The sequence below is a fragment of the Noviherbaspirillum aerium genome (assembly GCF_008929045.1).
Taxonomy (GTDB): Bacteria; Pseudomonadota; Gammaproteobacteria; order Burkholderiales; family Burkholderiaceae_D; genus Noviherbaspirillum; species Noviherbaspirillum aerium.
The window spans coordinates 478,274-493,674 of record NZ_VFAH01000001.1 but is presented as its reverse complement, the minus strand read 5'-3'; the positions used below and the strand labels follow the sequence as shown (position 1 = coordinate 493,674).

The window sequence follows — 15,401 nt, the reverse complement described above, 5'->3', positions numbered from 1 at the left end:
GGCCCCGGGCTCAGGACTTCGTCGGCGAAGAGCCGCTCTTGGCTTCCGCCTTCTGCTCGCCCTTCTGTTCGTCTTTGCCAGGCGCGCTGCTTGCCTGCGGCGGCGCATCCATCGGCACCATCTGCGCGGTGACCGGCGCGCCGGGACGCACGCGCTGCAAGCCGTTGACGACGATCTTCTCGCCCGGCTTCAGGCCCTCGCGCACCACGCGCAGGCCATCGATGACCGGGCCGAGCTTGACCGGTCGGTACTCGGCCTTGCCGTCGGCGGTGATCACATAGACGAACTTGCGGTTCTGGTCGGTGCCAACCGCGCGGTCGTTGATCAGTGAGGCCTTCTTCTGGCCGCCGCCGTCCGCCAGCTGCACGCGGGTAAACAGTCCGGGAGCGAGCGCATTGTCGGCATTGCTGAAGGTGGCGCGCATGCGCACGCTGCCGGTAGCCGGATCGACGCGATTGTCGACGAATTCCAGCTTGCCTTCATGCGGGAAGCCCTCTTCATTCGCCAGCCCGATGCGGACCGGCACCTGCTTGCCGTTGCGCGACTGGGCGCCGACGCGCAGGAAAGTGTCTTCATCGCCGTCAAAGCTGGCATAGATCGGATTGCTCGACACCACCGACGTCAGGATCACGCTGCCGTCCACCAGGTTGCCGGTCGTGACTTCGGCCTTGCTGACGCGGCCACTGATCGGCGAATGCACCTGGGTGAAGCCGAGGTTGAGCTTCGCTGCGTCATAGGCTGCCTGTGCGGCGCGCGCGGTGGCTTCCAGTTCCTTCACGCTGGAAGCCTTCTCATCGGCTTCGCGCTGGGCGATCGCCTTTTCCGCGACCAGCTTTTCGGCGCGAGCCAGTTCCAGCTTGGCCAGATCGGCCTTGGCGCGGGCGGCCAGCGCGGCGGCTTCGGTGCGGCTGGCTTCCGCCTGGTAGGGTCGCGGATCGATGACGAACAGCACGTCGCCCTTCTTGACCTCGGCGCCCGGCTTGAAATTGACCGAAGCAATGAAACCCGATACGCGCGGACGGATCTCCACCCGGTCGACCGCTTCCAGGCGTCCGGAAAATTCCTGGGTTTCGACAACCTGCTTTTCGATCACCTCGGCCGCGGTGATCGGCGGGCCGCCGGCGGCCTTCGGTGCTTCCTGGGCGGAAGGCTGTCCGCAAGCGGACAGGATGATTGCAGCGGCGCTCAGCGCCAGCGCAGCGGGTAGCTGGCGAAATGTGATCGAGTTGGCAATATTCTTCATGTTCTTGTTCCTTGGACTGACAATGCTGTAATTCGGTAGATTCGGTAATGAGTATCCAGCCTCCCGCAGTGGGAGGGTCAAGAGGCGGAATCGCCTGGCCTGAGTCCGGCGATGAAGGTTTCCACTTCATGCAGCGCGCTTTCCTTGCGCGTACAGCTACATCGGGCATTCGGGTCGGCAATCGCGATCGGCGGCAGGCGGCGCACGGTGGTCGGTACGCCGGCGGCGATCAGCTTGGCGCCGTAATGCTCGGCTTCGTCGCGCAGCGGATCGTCGTCGGCCGACAGGATCAGCGCCGGAGGCAGATGCTTCATGCGGCTCGACTGCAGCGGCGAGGCATACGGATGCGCGCGGTCGATCGCATGCGGCAGGTAACCGCGATAAGCCGCCGCGCAGGCATTGGCCGCTTCCACGCCGCCATTGCGGGCGGCTACCGTGCGCATCGAACAGGTGGTCAGGCCCGGATCGAGCATCGGCATCATCAGTATCTGCGCCGCCAGACTCGGTCCGCCGCGGTCGCGCGCCATCAGTGCCGATACGGCGGCCAGGTTGCCGCCGGCTTCCAGTCCCGCCACGATCAGGCGGGCGGACTTCCAGCCCTTACGCTTGCAATAGCGGCCGGCCCAGGACAGTACCGCATGCGCATCCTCGACGGCGGCGGGAAAGGGGTGCTCGGTCGCCAGCGTGTAGCTCGATGCCAGTACGGTGAAGCCGGTACGCGCGGCCAGCAGGCGGCAGAACGGCTCGCACAGTTCCAGCTCGTCTTCGACGAAACCGCCGCCCGGAAAGTAAACGATGAGTCCCTCGGCGGCAATCACCGGCGGCAGGTAAAGCTGGGTGGCGAGTTCGCGCCGCGCGCCCTTGACCGCCTGCGTACGCATTTTCACCTGCGCGGCAAGCGCCTCCAATTCCGGCGGAAGATCAGCTTTTTGCAAACCCATGGTATCGGCTCATGACATTCATTAATCCATCATGGGCCGCACTATAGCGTTGTTCTCCAATCTGGATAAATAGCAATAGAGCGAATTGACTGTTCGGCTTCCTGAACAATGAACGCCAGTACAAATAGTCGGCGAAGATGAGTTACATTGCTGTTTCGGCGGAAGCTTCCCAAAAGGCGGTCTCCCGCATTCACTGGCTTTGAGGGAGATCCCCATGGACAAATTGCAGGCAATGGAAGTCTTTGTGCAGGTCGTCGATGCGGGCGGTTTCACGCGCGCGGCCGAAAACATGCAGTTGCCGAAGGCCACGGTTTCCACGCTCATCCGCAACCTGGAACTGGAGCTTGCGGTAAAGCTGCTCAACCGCACCACGCGGCATGTGAGCGTGACAGCCGACGGCGCCGCCTACTATGAACGCTGCCTCAGCATTCTGGCCGATGTGCGCGACGCCGAAGAATCCTTGTCCCGCAACCGGGCCAGTCCGAGCGGCCGCCTGCGGGTAGACGTGCCCACCGGCATCGGGCGCCATGTGATCATTCCTGCATTGCCGCAATTCTTCGAGCGCTATCCGGAAATCGAACTGGAAATCGGCTGCGGCGATCGCCTCGTCGACCTGATCGAGGAAGGCATCGACTGCGCGGTGCGCGGCGGAGTACTGGCTGATTCCAGCCTGATCGCGCGCCGGGTCGGCATGCTGCATTTCGTGACATGCGCGGCGCCGTCCTACCTGAGCAGGCACGGCCGGCCGCAGCATCCGAATGATCTGATGCATCACCGCTGCATCAATTATTTTTCCGCCAAGACAGGCAAGATCTACGAATGGGATTTCGGGCGCGAGGGCGAACGGATACAGATCCGCGTGCCCGGACGCGTTGCCGTCAACGATTCGGATGCGTACATGGAAGCCAGCCTGTCGGGGCTGGGCATTGCTCAGGCTTCGCTGTTTGCGATTCAGCCAATGCTTGCTTCAGGCGAACTGGAACTGGTGCTCGATGACTGGTGCGTGGACCCGGTGCCGCTGCATGTGGTGTATCCGCAAAACCGGCATCTGTCGGCGAAGGTAAGGGTATTCGTGGAATGGGTAGCCGAGCTGTTTGCAGCCTGTGACGGCTTGCAGGACGGTGTGGTGCGTTGCTCGAAGATGCTGGGAAAAATACAACCGAAGGTTTCGGAGGCTGTTGCGGTGCCCTTGCCCCTGCTTGGGGAAGGGCACCCGCTGGTGCATGGATTGCCGACCGATCAGGTCGGTTAGGCAGCAGCCATCGGCTGCGCGGCAGCGGCAGCGCGTTTCTTGGCGCTGTCGGCCTTGGCGCGGACGCGGGACGGCGGCAGGCGGCGCAGGGTGCGCAGCGACTGCAGGTCATGAATCACGATGGCGCGCTGGTCCACCGAAATCATGCCGATCGCATTGAACGCCGAGAAGGTGCGGCTGACGGTTTCGAGTGTCAGGCCGAGATAGTTGCCGATTTCCTGGCGTGTCATGCGCAGGTTGAACTGCGAGCCGGAGTAGCCCATCTCAGCAAAACGCTCGGACAGGAAGACCAGGAAACGTGCAACGCGGGCTTCGGCGCTCAGCGAACCCAGCGTGCCGATCATGCCCTGTTCGCGTACCAGTTCGCGGCTCATCACGCCGTAGATGGCGGACTCGAGTTCGGAATGGGTGCGGCCCAGGGTCGAGAAGATCTTGAACGGAACCAGGATCACGTCGCAGTTGGTCAGTGCCACGGTTTCGGTCGAATACTGCTTGCGGTGAATGCCGTCGATGCCGAACATGTCACCTTTCATCGGGAAGCCCAGCACCTGCTCGTTGCCGAGTTCGTCGATCATCACGGTCTTCAGGAAGCCGGAGTTGACGATGTAGAGCATGTCAAACGGCTGGCCGATGGTGTGGATGCGCTGGCCGGCCTTGAACTGCATGTGCTGGAACTGGAAATCATCATTGGTGATGCGCGCCGAGATGCGCAGCAAGTCGCACACTTCCTTCAGGCTCGACCACAATTTGGCTTGACGCTGCCATGCTGTACCGGACGGGGAAGGTGTTGCCAGGGAGATGCCATTGGAACGTACGTCGGTCATGTGCGAAGTCAACATTGCTGTACCTTTTTCAAATAATTGGTGGTTATTCTTCGCCGCAATTTGTTTGCGACGTCGCAATCAGTGGTTGAGATTATGTCCATTCCACTGACTCCCGGAAATCAGCGAGAGGATGATTAGCAATGTCGGTACAGTAGGCGTCTGTATCAGATTATTCCTACACCAGACCTAACACTTTGTTACCAGTTGGAATAAAAATTGCTCAAATGCATGCAATTAAAGCAAGGGAAATCGCCTGAAACCTAGCTATGGCGCGGGTTTGCAGGAAATTGGGGAAAACAGACGCTGCAGTTACTTCTTGTTACGTCATGTTTGCGCTGCTGCTTCTTTGTTGAGGTCAGTCAGCAGGCTTATTTGACGTGGCTGCTTGACGATGTTGCTTTGCAATCTTGATGATCGCGTTGCGGATGTTTGTAAGAACGCTGGCACCATTGAACGGCTTGACGATGAATCCATGCACGCCGCTTTCCATTGCCCGCTGAACGGTGGAGGCTTCCATCTTCCCCGATACCAGAAAAACCAGGGCTTTTGGCAAGCTGCCACGGATGTTGTCCAGTTTGGCAAAGCCGTCGTCATCCGGCGTGCCGATATCGATGCATACCAATTGAGGCTGCAGCTTGATCATGGATGCCATTCCCGCCGGGCTGGTATTGGCATCGCCAACGACATCGTGGCCGCCGCTGGTCAGTACGCTGGTGAGAAGATTGCGGGATATCGCATTGGCATCGATGACGACGACTTTCAGCATCGGACAAAATCCTTATTGTGGCCGTGGCGGCTTTACCTATCATGGAAGAAGAGTTTAACCGCCAGTGTATGCCAGAAACTTTCCATATGGCATCACCGTGGCGTTTTTGCATAGAATGTCCTGCCTTGCCGAATTTTCAATATGGAGTCGACCATGTTCAAATCCCTGGTTTTTTGCGGCTTGCTGCTTGGCGCGGCCGCACCGGTTCTGGCCCAGACGGATGCGTCCTGTCCTGCGCTTCTGAACCAGCGTTTCAACCGGCTGCAGGACGATGCGCCGCAACACCTCTGCAAATACGCGGGACAGGTGGTATTGGTCGTCAATACCGCCAGCTATTGCGGCTTCACCAGCCAGTACGAGGGCCTGGAAAAACTCTTCGCCAAATACCAGCCGCGCGGGCTCGTGGTGCTCGGTTTTCCCTCCAATGATTTCGGCGGCCAGGAGCCGGGAGACAGCAAGCAGATCGCGGATTTCTGCTTCAACACCTACGGCGTCAAGTTTCCGATGTTCGCCAAGAGCTCCGTCACCGGCAAGGAGGCCAATCCGCTGCATGCGGAACTGGCAAGGATTACCGGCGCCTCGCCCAAGTGGAATTTTCACAAGTACCTGATCGATCGCAGCGGCAAAGTGGTTGCCAACTACGGCAGCCGCGTGACGCCAGATGACAGGAAGCTGGTATCCGATCTCGAAAAAGCGCTGGCGCAGAAAATGTAGGTTCGGCGTCCATCAAGGGAGAAGAGGCCGCATCGCGGGCAGCCCGGTATTGCGCAAAACCGATTGCCGAAGTCCGCTTGCGCTGTATGATGGAACCAGGGAGTCGAATTTTTAAATTCGCGGATCATCGCGCTTATTCACGCATACCAAGGGGGCAAGCATGTATCAGAAAATACTGGTCGCCTATAACGGCACGCCGGAAAGCCGGCTCGCGCTGCAGGAGTGCATACGGCTTGCGCCGGGGCCGGCAGCCCAGGTGCATCTGCTTGCGGTGGTGTCGCCGACGCCGATCGTGCTGGCCGGCGAATTCGTGGCCGCCGTGCCGACCATGGACGAGGAACTCGCCGAGCGCGATGCGATGGCACAGGTCCTGGAGTCGGGCCGCAGGATGCTGGCCGAAGGCGGCCTGAGCGTGACGCCGCATCTCGAGGTTGGCGAGCCGGTGACCGTCATCGGCGATCTCGTCAACCGGCTCGGCATCGAGCTGGTGATCGTCGGCCATTCTCGCCACAAGCCGTTCGCGATGCGCTGGTGGCGCGGCGCCATGGACGCGGTGCTGGTGGAGAAGATCCGCTGCAGCGTGCTGGTGGCTGCGGAAGCGAAGCAGATCTGACAGCCAGATAAGGCTTCGCCCCGGGAATACCGCTTCCGAGGTTCAGAGGAAGCGGTCGAGGATCTTCTTGCTGGCCTTGTCCAGTGCCTGCGTATCGCGGACCAGGAATTGCACGCCGTGGCTGTCGGCGATCAGCAGCGTCGATTCGGCCACGCGCCGGATATCTTCTTCGCCCTTGAGCACGAAGCTGGCGCTGCCACGGTCGGTCTCCACCTTCCAGGTGCTTGGCACCGCAAACGTCGACACGTCGATGATGCGTTTGATTTCCGGCAGGAATTCGCGGCTCTTCAACTCCTCTTCCAGCAAGCTCCGTGTGGCCGGCGGCAGATCCGCCAGCCGTTCGATCCATGCCAGTTCATGCCCGTCCGCATCCACCAGCGCGATGCCGGTGTCCGGCGCCGCGATCGGAAAGGCGCGCACCGGCACCACGCCTTCATGGATGCCGTCATCCGAGCTGAACACCAGCTTGCCGAAAGCATTGCGGGTCAGTGAGAAGTTGTTCATGCCATGTCCTCGCTCATTACAACCAGGCCTTCGTTTTCCGCCTGGCGCTGCTGCGCCTGGTACAGCTTGAAATAGGCGCCGCCGCGCTCCAGCAATTCCTCATGCTTGCCGACCTCGACGATCTGGCCCTTGTCCAGCACCACGAGACGGTCGGCCTGGCGCAGCGTCGACAGGCGGTGCGCGATCGCGATGGTGGTGCGGCCGCGCACCAGGTTGTCCAGCGCCTTCTGAATTTCCTTTTCGGTGCTGGTATCGACCGATGAGGTCGCCTCGTCGAGGATCAGCAGTTGCGGATCGATCAGCAGGGCGCGGGCGATGGAGATGCGCTGGCGTTCGCCGCCCGACAGCGTCTGGCCGCGTTCGCCCACCATGGAATCGTAGCCATGCGGCAGGCGCAGGATGAATTCATGGGCATTGGCGGCGCGGGCGGCGGCAATGATGTCTTCGCGTGTCGCATTCGGCTTGCCGTAGGCGATGTTGTCGGCGATGGTGCCGAAGAACAGGAAGGGTTCCTGCAGCACCAGGCCGATGTGGCGGCGGTATTCCGCGACAGGCAGCGAGCGGATATCCACGCCGTCGACCAGGATCGCGCCTTCGGACACATCGTAGAAACGGCAGATCAGGTTGACCAGAGTACTCTTGCCGGAGCCGCTGTGGCCGACCAGGCCAATCATTTCGCCCGGCCTGATCTGCAGATCGACACCGCGCAGCACCGCGCGATTGCCGTAGCGGAAGCCGACATCCTTGATGTGGATGCTGCCCTCGATGCGCTGCAGGTGCACCGGGTTCTGCGATTCCGGCACGCTGGAGACATGATCAAGAATGTCGAAGATGCGCTTGGCGCCGGCCGCGGCCTTCTGCGTGACCGATACGATGCGGCTCATCGAATCGAGACGCGTGTAAAAGCGGCCGATATAGGCCAGGAAGGCGGTCAGCACGCCGACGGTGATCAGGCCTTTTGATACCTGCCAGATGCCGACGGCCCAGACGATCAGCAGGCCGATTTCAGTCAGGAAAGTGACGGTCGGCGAAAACAGCGACCATACCTTGTTGACGCGGTCGTTGATCTGCAGGTTGTGCTTGTTGGCCTCGCGGAAACGTGCGGCTTCGCGCTTTTCCTGGGCGAAAGCCTTGACCACGCGGATGCCGGGAATGGTATCGGCCAGCACGTTGGTCACTTCGCCCCAGACCCGGTCGATCTTTTCGAAGCCGTGGCGCAGCTTGTCGCGCACGACGTGAATCATCCAGGCGATGAAAGGCAGCGGCAGCAGCGTCACCAGCGCCAGCCAGGGATTGATCGATACCAGGATCACCGCCGTCATGCCAATCATCAGCACGTCGGTGGCGAAGTCGAGCAGGTGCAGCGACAGGAACACGCAGATGCGGTCGGTTTCCGAGCCGATGCGCGCCATCAGGTCGCCGGTGCGTCGGCCGCCGAAATATTCCAGCGACAGCCGCAGCAGATGTTCATAGGTCGAGGTACGCAGGTCGGCGCCGATGCGCTCGCTCACCAGCGCCAGGATGTAGGTGCGGGCCCAGCCGAGCACCCAGGCCACCAGCGCCGCGCCGAACAGGCCGGACAGATACAGCGCCACCAGATCGACATCGATGGACTGGCCGTTCTGGTACGGGATCAGCACATTGTCCATCAGCGGCATCGACAGGTAAGGCGGCACCAGCGTGGCCGCCGTGGACGCCAGCGTCAGCAAAAAGCCCAGCAGCAGCTGCCCCTTGTATGGCTTGGCGAAACGCCACAGGCGAAACAGTGTCCAAGTCGAAGGCGGAGTATGAATTTCCCGCGTGCATATCGGGCAATCCTCCTGGTCTTCCGGCAAGGGCGCCTTGCAGCTCGGGCAGGCAGCCTGTTCCGGCTCCGTGACGGGACGCCCCTTCAGCGTTGCCTCGCATTGCTGTTCGAAGTGCTTGATCAGCCGCAGCGCTTCCGGATTGTGGCCGAGGGTATAGCGCCAGAGGGCGAGGCGGCGTTGACTGTCATGCAATTCCAGCGTGCCTACGCCTGCATGATCATGATGGGTCAGTGCTAGGTCGGGCCGGTAGGCCCATTCCTGCCAGTCGGCCTCGGGGCCGGAAGCCGCGAGCAGGCGCTGGCTGGTGACGACGACGAAACCTGCGGCAAACCGCAGATTCAGGTCAAGATCGAGTTCGAGACCGGCGACAACGGTTTCGCCGTCGCGCAGGCGCGGGTGCAACTTCTGTTGCCATGCCGTCGGAATCGGGCTCTTGGCAGGCAATGCCATGGGGGATGCTGTGTTCATTCAGGCTCTGAAAGGGCAAACAGGAGGAAATTTGTTTGCAGAATGTAAATTTGGCGGTGCGGTCGATGCACTAATGTGGCGCCAAGTATACCGAGAGGCGATAATGTTGTTCGGCAGGAGCGGATTCTGTCGGATAATTTTTTTGCGCTTTCAGTAAACTATCGACCTTTTGATGCGTTATCCATACACCGGCCAACAAGAGACAATTTAAAAGATCCTCGGAAACCAACGGCCTTTACCCTTAAGCCTCTCGTATTAAATGAACAACAAAACCATTGAGATCATCAATGTGATGTCTCTGCGCGGCCCGAATATATGGACTTATCGTCCGGTGATCGAGGCATGGGTCGACATCGGTGACCTGGAAGATGCGCCTTCCAATACCATACCCGGATTCTACGAGCGCCTGACCGCCTGGCTGCCCGGCCTGATCGAGCATCGCTGCGGCATCGGCGAGCGCGGCGGCTTCCTGCAGCGCCTGCGCGAAGGCACCTGGCCGGCGCACATCATGGAACACGTGATGATCGAGCTGCAGAACCTGGCAGGCGTCCAGACCGGTTTCGGCAAGGCCCGCGAAACGTCGAAGCGCGGTGTCTACAAGCTCACCGTGCGTGCCCGCTACGAGGAAGTCAGCCGTGCGGCGCTGGTCGCATCGCGCGACCTGGTGATGGCGGCCATCGAGGACAAGCCCTATGACGTCGAGGCAACGGTCAAGAGCCTGACCGAACTGGCCGAATCGGTGGCGCTCGGTCCCAGCACCGCCAATATCGTCGATGCCGCCATCGATCGCGGCATTCCCTCGCTGCGGCTCAATGAAGGCAACCTCGTGCAACTCGGCTACGGCAGCCGCTCGCGCCGCATCTGGACCGCGGAAACCGACCAGACCAGCGCGATCGCCGAGAGCATTTCAAGCGACAAGGACCTGACCAAGAGCCTGCTGTCTTCCTGCGGCGTGCCGATTCCCGAAGGCCGCCTCGTGGACGGCATCGAAGAGGCCTGGGACGCGGCGGAAGAAGTCGGCACTCCGGTCGTGGTCAAGCCTTCCGACGGCAACCATGGACGCGGCGTGTCCACCGACCTCAATACCCGCGAGGAAGTCGAGGCGGCCTACAAGCTGGCCGAGCAGGAAGGCAGCGGCGTAATCGTCGAACGTTTCATCCGCGGCAACGAGCATCGGCTGCTGGTGGTTGGCGGCAAGATGGTGGCCGCCGCCAAGGGCGAGCTGGCGACCGTGGTCGGCGATGGGGTGTCGAACGTCACGCAGTTGATCAATTCGCAACTCAATACCGATCCGCGCCGCGGCGAGAGCGAGGAATTTCCGCTCAACCTGATTACCTACGAGGAAGATCCGACCGTCCTGCTGGTGCTGGAGCGCCAGGGCCTCGGACCGGACTCGGTGCCGCCCGCCGGCAAGACGGTGCTGATCCAGCGCCACGGCAATGTCGCCTTCGACATCACCGATGAAGTGCATCCCCGCGTCGCCGCTGCGGCGGCCTTGGCGGCGCGCATCGTCGGCCTCGATATCGCCGGCGTCGACCTGGTTGCCGAAGACATCTCCCGTCCGCTGGAAGAACAGGGCGGCGCGATTGTCGAAGTCAATGCCGGCCCCGGCCTGCTAATGCACCTGAAGCCCGCCAGCGGCAAGCCGCGCCCCGTGGGCAGTGCCATCGTCGATCATCTGTTCCCCGAGAAGGAAAACGGCCGCATTCCCATCGTCGGCGTTACCGGCAGCCGCGGCAAGACCATGGTCGCCCGCCTGATCGGCAGCCTGATCAGGCTGCACGGACTCAATGTGGCGGTTGCCAGCAGCGACGGCCTGTTCCTTTCGCAGCGGCGAATGGACAAGAGCGACAGCGCCAACTGGAAATCCGCGCATCGCGTGCTGATGAACCGCGCGGTCGAAGCCGCCGTGCTGGAAGCCGGCTACCGTTCCATCCTGACCGAGGGCATCGCCTATGACCGCTGCCAGGTCGGCGTGGTCACCAATATCGATCCCCAGGCCAGCCTGCCGGAGCTGTATATCGACGACGCGGACCAGATGTTCAAGGTGGCCCGCACCCAGGTCGACATCGTGCTGCCTGAAGGCGTCGCCGTCCTGAACGGCGCCGATCCCCGTGTCGCCGAGATGGCGGAGCTGTGCGACGGCAGCGTGATCTTCTTCAGCATTTCACCCGACGTTGATGCCGTTGCGCAGCACCGCGCGCAGGGCGGACGCGCGGTATTCGTGCGCGATGGCGAAATCGTTCTGGCCAATGGCGCGCATGAAACCCTGCTGATGAGGATTGCCGGCCTTGGCATCGGGAATCTCGACCAACGCGGCTACGTGGTCGAGAACATCCTGGCCGCGGTCGGTGCCGGCTGGGCACTGGGCATCGCGTCGGACGTGATTCTGGCCGGCGTGGAAACCTTCGACTACAGCGCCTGAGCAACGCTTGCGCGCCACGCCGGATGCCGGCGTGGCGCAAAGCAAAATGAAAAAAGCAGGACAACGCCCGGCCGCCATGCCGCGGGCCGGGCAACCAAGGAACATACTGATGGAAATTTCGCGACTCCGCGCATTGCGCGGGCCCAACTTGTGGAGTCGGCATACGTCGATTGAAGCGGTCGTATCGTGCGATGAGACCGAGCGCAACATCTCGGCGCTGCCAAAGTTCGAACCGCAGCTGCGCGCGCGCTTCCCCGAACTCAAGTTCCAGGAAACCACCGACCCGGGACATCCGCTGTCGATGGCGCATGCGCTGGAAGCCGCGGCCCTGTGCCTGCAGGCGCAGGCCGGCTGTCCGGTGACTTTCAGCCGCGCAGTGCAGACGGTCGAGAGCGGGACTTACCAGGTTATCGTCGAATACACCGAGGAAGAAGTCGGCCGGCTTGCCTTCGAACTGGCCGAAGAACTTTGCCGCAGCGCGGTGGAAGACAAGCCTTTCGACCTCGACGGCGCATTGGCCCGCCTGCGGGAGCTCGATGAAGATATCCGGCTCGGACCCAGCACCGGCTCCATCGTGCAGGCCGCGGTGGCCCGCGGCATTCCCTACCGCCGGCTGACCGAAGGCAGCATGGTGCAGTTCGGCTGGGGCAGCCGCCAGCGCCGCATCCAGGCCGCCGAAACCAGCCGCACCAGCGCGATCGCCGAATCCATCGCGCAGGACAAGGAACTGACCAAGATGCTGCTGCATGCGGCCGGCGTGCCGGTGCCGAACGGCCGCTCTGTCACGGATGCGGAAGATGCCTGGAAGGCCGCCTGCGAGATCGACGGCCCGGTCGTGGTCAAGCCGCGCGACGGCAACCAGGGCAAGGGCGTGGCGGTCAACATCCGCACCCGCGAGGAAGTGCTCGCCGCTTTCAATGTCGCATTCGCGATCAGCACCGACGTCATCGTCGAGCGCTACATCACCGGCCACGACTTCCGTCTGCTGGTGGTCGGCGACCAGCTCGTCGCCGCCGCGCGCCGCGCGCCGCCGCAGGTCACCGGCGACGGCAAGCACACCATTGGCCAGCTTATCGAGCAGGTCAACAAGGACCCGCGCCGCGGCGACGGCCATGCCACTTCGCTGACCAAGATCCGCGTTGACGACATCGCCCGCGCCACGCTCGCCAAGCAGGGCTACACCACCGACAGCGTGCCGCCGAACGGCCAGCTGATCGTCTTGCGCAACAATGCCAACCTGTCCACCGGCGGCACCGCCACCGACGTCACCGAAGACGTGCATCCCGACATGGCGGCGCGCGCGGTCGAGGCGGCGCAGATGGTCGGCCTCGACATCTGCGGCGTCGACGTGGTCTGCGAAACCGTCATCAAGCCGCTGGAGGAGCAGGGCGGCGGCATCGTCGAAGTCAATGCCGCGCCCGGCCTGCGCATGCACCTGCAGCCCTCGTTCGGCAAGGGCCGCCCGGTGGGCGAAGCGATCATTTCAACCATGTTCAAGGACGGCGACGACGGCCGCATCCCGGTGGTGGCGGTAGCCGGCACCAACGGCAAGACCACCACCGTCAAGCTGACCGCGCACATCCTTTCCGAAAACAAATACCGTGTCGGCATGACCGGCACCGACGGCGTCTACATCGGCGACCAGCGCATCGACACCGGCGACTGCAGCGGCCCGCGCAGCGCGCGCAACGTGCTGATGCATCCGGATGTCGATGCCGCCGTGTTCGAGACCGCCCGCGGGGGCGTGCTGCGCGAAGGCCTCGGCTTCGACCGCTGCAATGTCGCGGTCGTCACCAACATCGGCGCCGGCGACCATCTCGGCCTGAACTTCATCACCACGGTCGAAGACCTGGCGGTGGTCAAGCGCGTGATCGTGCAGAACGTGGCGCCCAGCGGCATGGCCGTGCTCAATGCGGCCGATCCCATGGTCGCCGGCATGGCGGCCGTCTGCCCGGGTGCGGTCACCTATTTCGCCAAGGACGTGCATCATCCCGTGATGACCACGCACCGCGCACAGGGCCGTCGCGTCGTCTATGTCGACGGCGATGCGATCGTCGCCGCCGAAGGCAAGCGTCTCCACCGCATCCCGCTGGCCAATATTCCGGTAACCCGCAACGGCTCCATCGGCTTCCAGGTCGACAATGCGATGGCCGCCATCGGCGCCGCCTGGGCCCTGGGACTGGACTGGAAAGTGGTCGAAGCGGGCCTGAAGTCTTTCGTCAGCGATGCGCAGAGCGCTCCCGGACGCTTCAACCTGTTCTCGTACAACGGTGCCACCCTGATCGCCGACTACGGGCACAACCCGGATGCGATCCAGGCGCTGGTCAATGCCATCGACACCATGCCCGCCAAGCGGCGCTCGGTGGTCATCAGCGGCGCGGGCGACCGGCGCGACATCGATATCGTCCGCCAGACCGAAATCCTCGGTGACGCCTTCGACAGCGTGGTCCTGTACGAAGACCAGTGCCAGCGCGGCCGCGAGGACGGTGAAGTGATTGCCCTGCTGCGCCAGGGACTGGTCAATGCGAAGCGTGCGAAGGCGGTCCAGGAAGTGCGCGGCGAGTTCGTTGCCATCGATGCGGCGCTGAAGGATCTGTCGGAAGGCGACTTGTGCCTGATCCTGATCGACCAGGTCGACGAGGCGCTGGCCTATATCGGCGAACGCGCCGCGAAGTAAGGCTGCAACCAGCGGCGTGCCAGGCACGCCGCTCATCACCGCGCGATCAGGCGCCCGGGCGCAGCCGGATCAGCTGGCCGTCGTCATGATCGGTCAGCAGGTAGAGCAGGCCGTCCGGGCCTTCCCTTACATCGCGGATCCGCTGCTTCAGATCCTGCAGCAGCTTCTCTTCCTTCACCACCTTGCCGCCCTGCACCTCCAGCCGCGCCAGGTACTGGAACTTCAGCGCGCCGACGAACAGGCTGCCCTGCCAGTCCTTGCCGTAACGGTCGCTGCGCAGGAAAGTCATGCCGGATGGGGCAATCGATGGTGTCCAGTAATAGACCGGCTGCTCCATGCCTTCCTTCTCGGTCAGGCCTTCGCCGATCTTGCCTCCGCCGTAATCCTGCCCCCAGCTGATGACCGGCCAGCCGTAATTCCCGCCGGCTTGCGGAACATTCACTTCATCGCCGCCCTGCGCGCCGTGTTCATGCGTCCAGACCTTGCCGTCCGGCCCCAGTGTCGCGCCCTGCGAATTGCGATGGCCGTAGCTCCAGATTTCGGGCAGCGCGCCCGACTTGCCGACAAAGGGATTGTCCTTCGGCACGGAGCCGTCCTTGTTGATGCGGATGACCTTGCCGTGATGGTTGTCCAGCTTCTGCGCATCGGCCTTGCGGTGGTAGCGGTCGCCCAAGGTCAGGAACAGCTTGCCATCCTTCGTTTCGACGATGCGGCAACCGAAATGCGCATCGCTGCTGTATTTGGGCTTCTGGCTGAACAGCACCTTGACCTGTTCCAGGCGGGACGCATCGGCCGACAGTCTTGCCGCCGCCAGTGCCGTGGAATTGCCGGAGCCGCGCTGCGCCGGTTCGGAATAGCAGAAATAGACCATGCGGTTGCGTGCGAAATCGCTGTCGGCCTGCACATCCAGCAAGCCGCCCTGCCCGCCCGCATCGATCTTCGGCAGGCCGGCGAGAGGAGCGCCGAGCTTGCCGTCCGCCTGCACGACGCGCATGCGTCCGGAGCGTTCCGTGACCAGCATGCGGCCATTGTCGATAAAGGCCAGTCCCCACGGATGTTCGAGTCCGCGCGCAACGACTTCGGTCTGCAGTTTCGACGCCTGTGCAAGGCTGGCGGCGCTGCAGGTCAGCAGGAGCAGTCCGGCACAAAGCGATGCCGGCATCGCC

General features: G+C 62.6%; 13 protein-coding genes. 6 read left to right on the top strand and 7 right to left on the bottom strand.

Annotated features, from left to right (window positions below):
• Positions 1 to 10: 10 nt before the first annotated feature.
• A complete protein-coding gene (locus tag FH061_RS02220) occupies positions 11 to 1,243 on the bottom strand; it encodes an efflux RND transporter periplasmic adaptor subunit (protein WP_151632506.1) in 1,233 nt (410 codons plus the stop codon).
• Positions 1,244 to 1,320: 77 nt separating this feature from the next.
• A complete protein-coding gene (locus FH061_RS02215; protein ID WP_151632504.1) occupies positions 1,321 to 2,184 on the bottom strand; it encodes an alpha/beta hydrolase in 864 nt (287 codons plus the stop codon).
• Positions 2,185 to 2,398: 214 nt separating this feature from the next.
• Between FH061_RS02215 and FH061_RS02210 the strand changes: the two genes are divergently transcribed.
• Complete coding sequence (locus FH061_RS02210) at positions 2,399 to 3,436, top strand: LysR family transcriptional regulator (protein ID WP_151632502.1); 1,038 nt, start codon at positions 2,399 to 2,401, stop codon at positions 3,434 to 3,436.
• On the opposite strand, the gene FH061_RS02205 is transcribed toward FH061_RS02210, so the two are convergent.
• A complete protein-coding gene (locus FH061_RS02205) occupies positions 3,433 to 4,260 on the bottom strand; it encodes a Crp/Fnr family transcriptional regulator (RefSeq protein WP_225984447.1) in 828 nt (275 codons plus the stop codon). The two genes, FH061_RS02210 and FH061_RS02205, sit on opposite strands and share 4 nt — an antisense overlap.
• Positions 4,261 to 4,615: 355 nt before the next feature.
• A complete protein-coding gene (locus FH061_RS02200) occupies positions 4,616 to 4,966 on the bottom strand; it encodes a response regulator (protein ID WP_264158720.1) in 351 nt (116 codons plus the stop codon).
• Between FH061_RS02200 and FH061_RS31440 the strand changes: the two genes are divergently transcribed.
• The 3 genes from FH061_RS31440 to FH061_RS02190 all read left to right on the top strand — a co-directional run bounded on the left by FH061_RS31440 (position 4,902) and on the right by FH061_RS02190 (position 6,353).
• On the top strand, positions 4,902 to 5,084 hold the full coding sequence (locus tag FH061_RS31440; RefSeq protein WP_264158721.1) for a hypothetical protein: 183 nt from the start codon (positions 4,902 to 4,904) through the stop codon (positions 5,082 to 5,084). The genes FH061_RS02200 and FH061_RS31440 overlap by 65 nt on opposite strands.
• A 95-nt stretch (positions 5,085 to 5,179) precedes the next feature.
• Positions 5,180 to 5,740, top strand: a complete 561-nt coding sequence (locus FH061_RS02195; RefSeq protein ID WP_225984446.1) for a glutathione peroxidase — start codon at positions 5,180 to 5,182, stop codon at positions 5,738 to 5,740.
• Between the two features lie 160 nt (positions 5,741 to 5,900).
• Positions 5,901 to 6,353 (top strand): universal stress protein, encoded by a 453-nt coding sequence (locus tag FH061_RS02190; RefSeq protein WP_151632494.1) that lies wholly within the window; start codon positions 5,901 to 5,903, stop codon positions 6,351 to 6,353.
• Between the two features lie 42 nt (positions 6,354 to 6,395).
• Here FH061_RS02190 and FH061_RS02185 read toward each other — a convergent pair whose 3' ends face one another.
• Together FH061_RS02185 and FH061_RS02180 are read right to left on the bottom strand one after the other, a co-directional pair.
• Positions 6,396 to 6,857, bottom strand: coding sequence for a cyanophycin metabolism-associated DUF1854 family protein (locus FH061_RS02185; RefSeq protein WP_151632492.1), 462 nt, complete (start codon positions 6,855 to 6,857; stop codon positions 6,396 to 6,398).
• Positions 6,854 to 9,115: a cyanophycin metabolism-associated ABC transporter gene (locus FH061_RS02180; protein WP_404822415.1), complete on the bottom strand. Its 2,262-nt coding sequence runs from the start codon at positions 9,113 to 9,115 to the stop codon at positions 6,854 to 6,856. Before FH061_RS02180 ends, FH061_RS02185 begins: the two co-directional genes overlap by 4 nt.
• A 277-nt stretch (positions 9,116 to 9,392) precedes the next feature.
• Here FH061_RS02180 and FH061_RS02175 point away from each other — a divergent pair, with 277 nt between their 5' ends.
• Together FH061_RS02175 and cphA are read left to right on the top strand one after the other, a co-directional pair.
• Entirely contained in the window at positions 9,393 to 11,558 is a 2,166-nt protein-coding gene (locus FH061_RS02175) for a cyanophycin synthetase (protein ID WP_151632488.1), read from the top strand.
• Positions 11,559 to 11,667: 109 nt separating this feature from the next.
• A complete protein-coding gene (gene cphA / locus FH061_RS02170) occupies positions 11,668 to 14,235 on the top strand; it encodes a cyanophycin synthetase (protein WP_151632486.1) in 2,568 nt (855 codons plus the stop codon).
• A 46-nt stretch (positions 14,236 to 14,281) separates the two neighbouring features.
• Here cphA and FH061_RS02165 read toward each other — a convergent pair whose 3' ends face one another.
• Positions 14,282 to 15,397 carry a PQQ-dependent sugar dehydrogenase gene (locus tag FH061_RS02165; RefSeq protein ID WP_151632979.1) on the bottom strand — a complete coding sequence of 372 codons (1,116 nt, stop codon included), beginning with the start codon at positions 15,395 to 15,397 and terminating at the stop codon, positions 14,282 to 14,284.
• Positions 15,398 to 15,401: the final 4 nt, after the last annotated feature.

What these genes read in the sequence shown, in the direction of transcription:
- FH061_RS02180 (WP_404822415.1), bottom strand. Translation starts at nt 9,115, where the DNA reads ATGGCATTGCCTGCCAAGAGCCCGATTCCGACGGCATGGCAACAGAAG.
- FH061_RS31440 (WP_264158721.1), top strand. Translation starts at nt 4,902, where the DNA reads ATGGATGCCATTCCCGCCGGGCTGGTATTGGCATCGCCAACGACATCG.
- FH061_RS02215 (WP_151632504.1), bottom strand. Translation starts at nt 2,184, where the DNA reads ATGGGTTTGCAAAAAGCTGATCTTCCGCCGGAATTGGAGGCGCTTGCC.
- FH061_RS02175 (WP_151632488.1), top strand. Translation starts at nt 9,393, where the DNA reads ATGAACAACAAAACCATTGAGATCATCAATGTGATGTCTCTGCGCGGC.
- FH061_RS02195 (WP_225984446.1), top strand. Translation starts at nt 5,180, where the DNA reads ATGTTCAAATCCCTGGTTTTTTGCGGCTTGCTGCTTGGCGCGGCCGCA.
- FH061_RS02165 (WP_151632979.1), bottom strand. Translation starts at nt 15,397, where the DNA reads ATGCCGGCATCGCTTTGTGCCGGACTGCTCCTGCTGACCTGCAGCGCC.
- FH061_RS02210 (WP_151632502.1), top strand. Translation starts at nt 2,399, where the DNA reads ATGGACAAATTGCAGGCAATGGAAGTCTTTGTGCAGGTCGTCGATGCG.
- FH061_RS02185 (WP_151632492.1), bottom strand. Translation starts at nt 6,857, where the DNA reads ATGAACAACTTCTCACTGACCCGCAATGCTTTCGGCAAGCTGGTGTTC.
- FH061_RS02205 (WP_225984447.1), bottom strand. Translation starts at nt 4,260, where the DNA reads ATGACCGACGTACGTTCCAATGGCATCTCCCTGGCAACACCTTCCCCG.
- cphA (WP_151632486.1), top strand. Translation starts at nt 11,668, where the DNA reads ATGGAAATTTCGCGACTCCGCGCATTGCGCGGGCCCAACTTGTGGAGT.
- FH061_RS02190 (WP_151632494.1), top strand. Translation starts at nt 5,901, where the DNA reads ATGTATCAGAAAATACTGGTCGCCTATAACGGCACGCCGGAAAGCCGG.
- FH061_RS02220 (WP_151632506.1), bottom strand. Translation starts at nt 1,243, where the DNA reads ATGAAGAATATTGCCAACTCGATCACATTTCGCCAGCTACCCGCTGCG.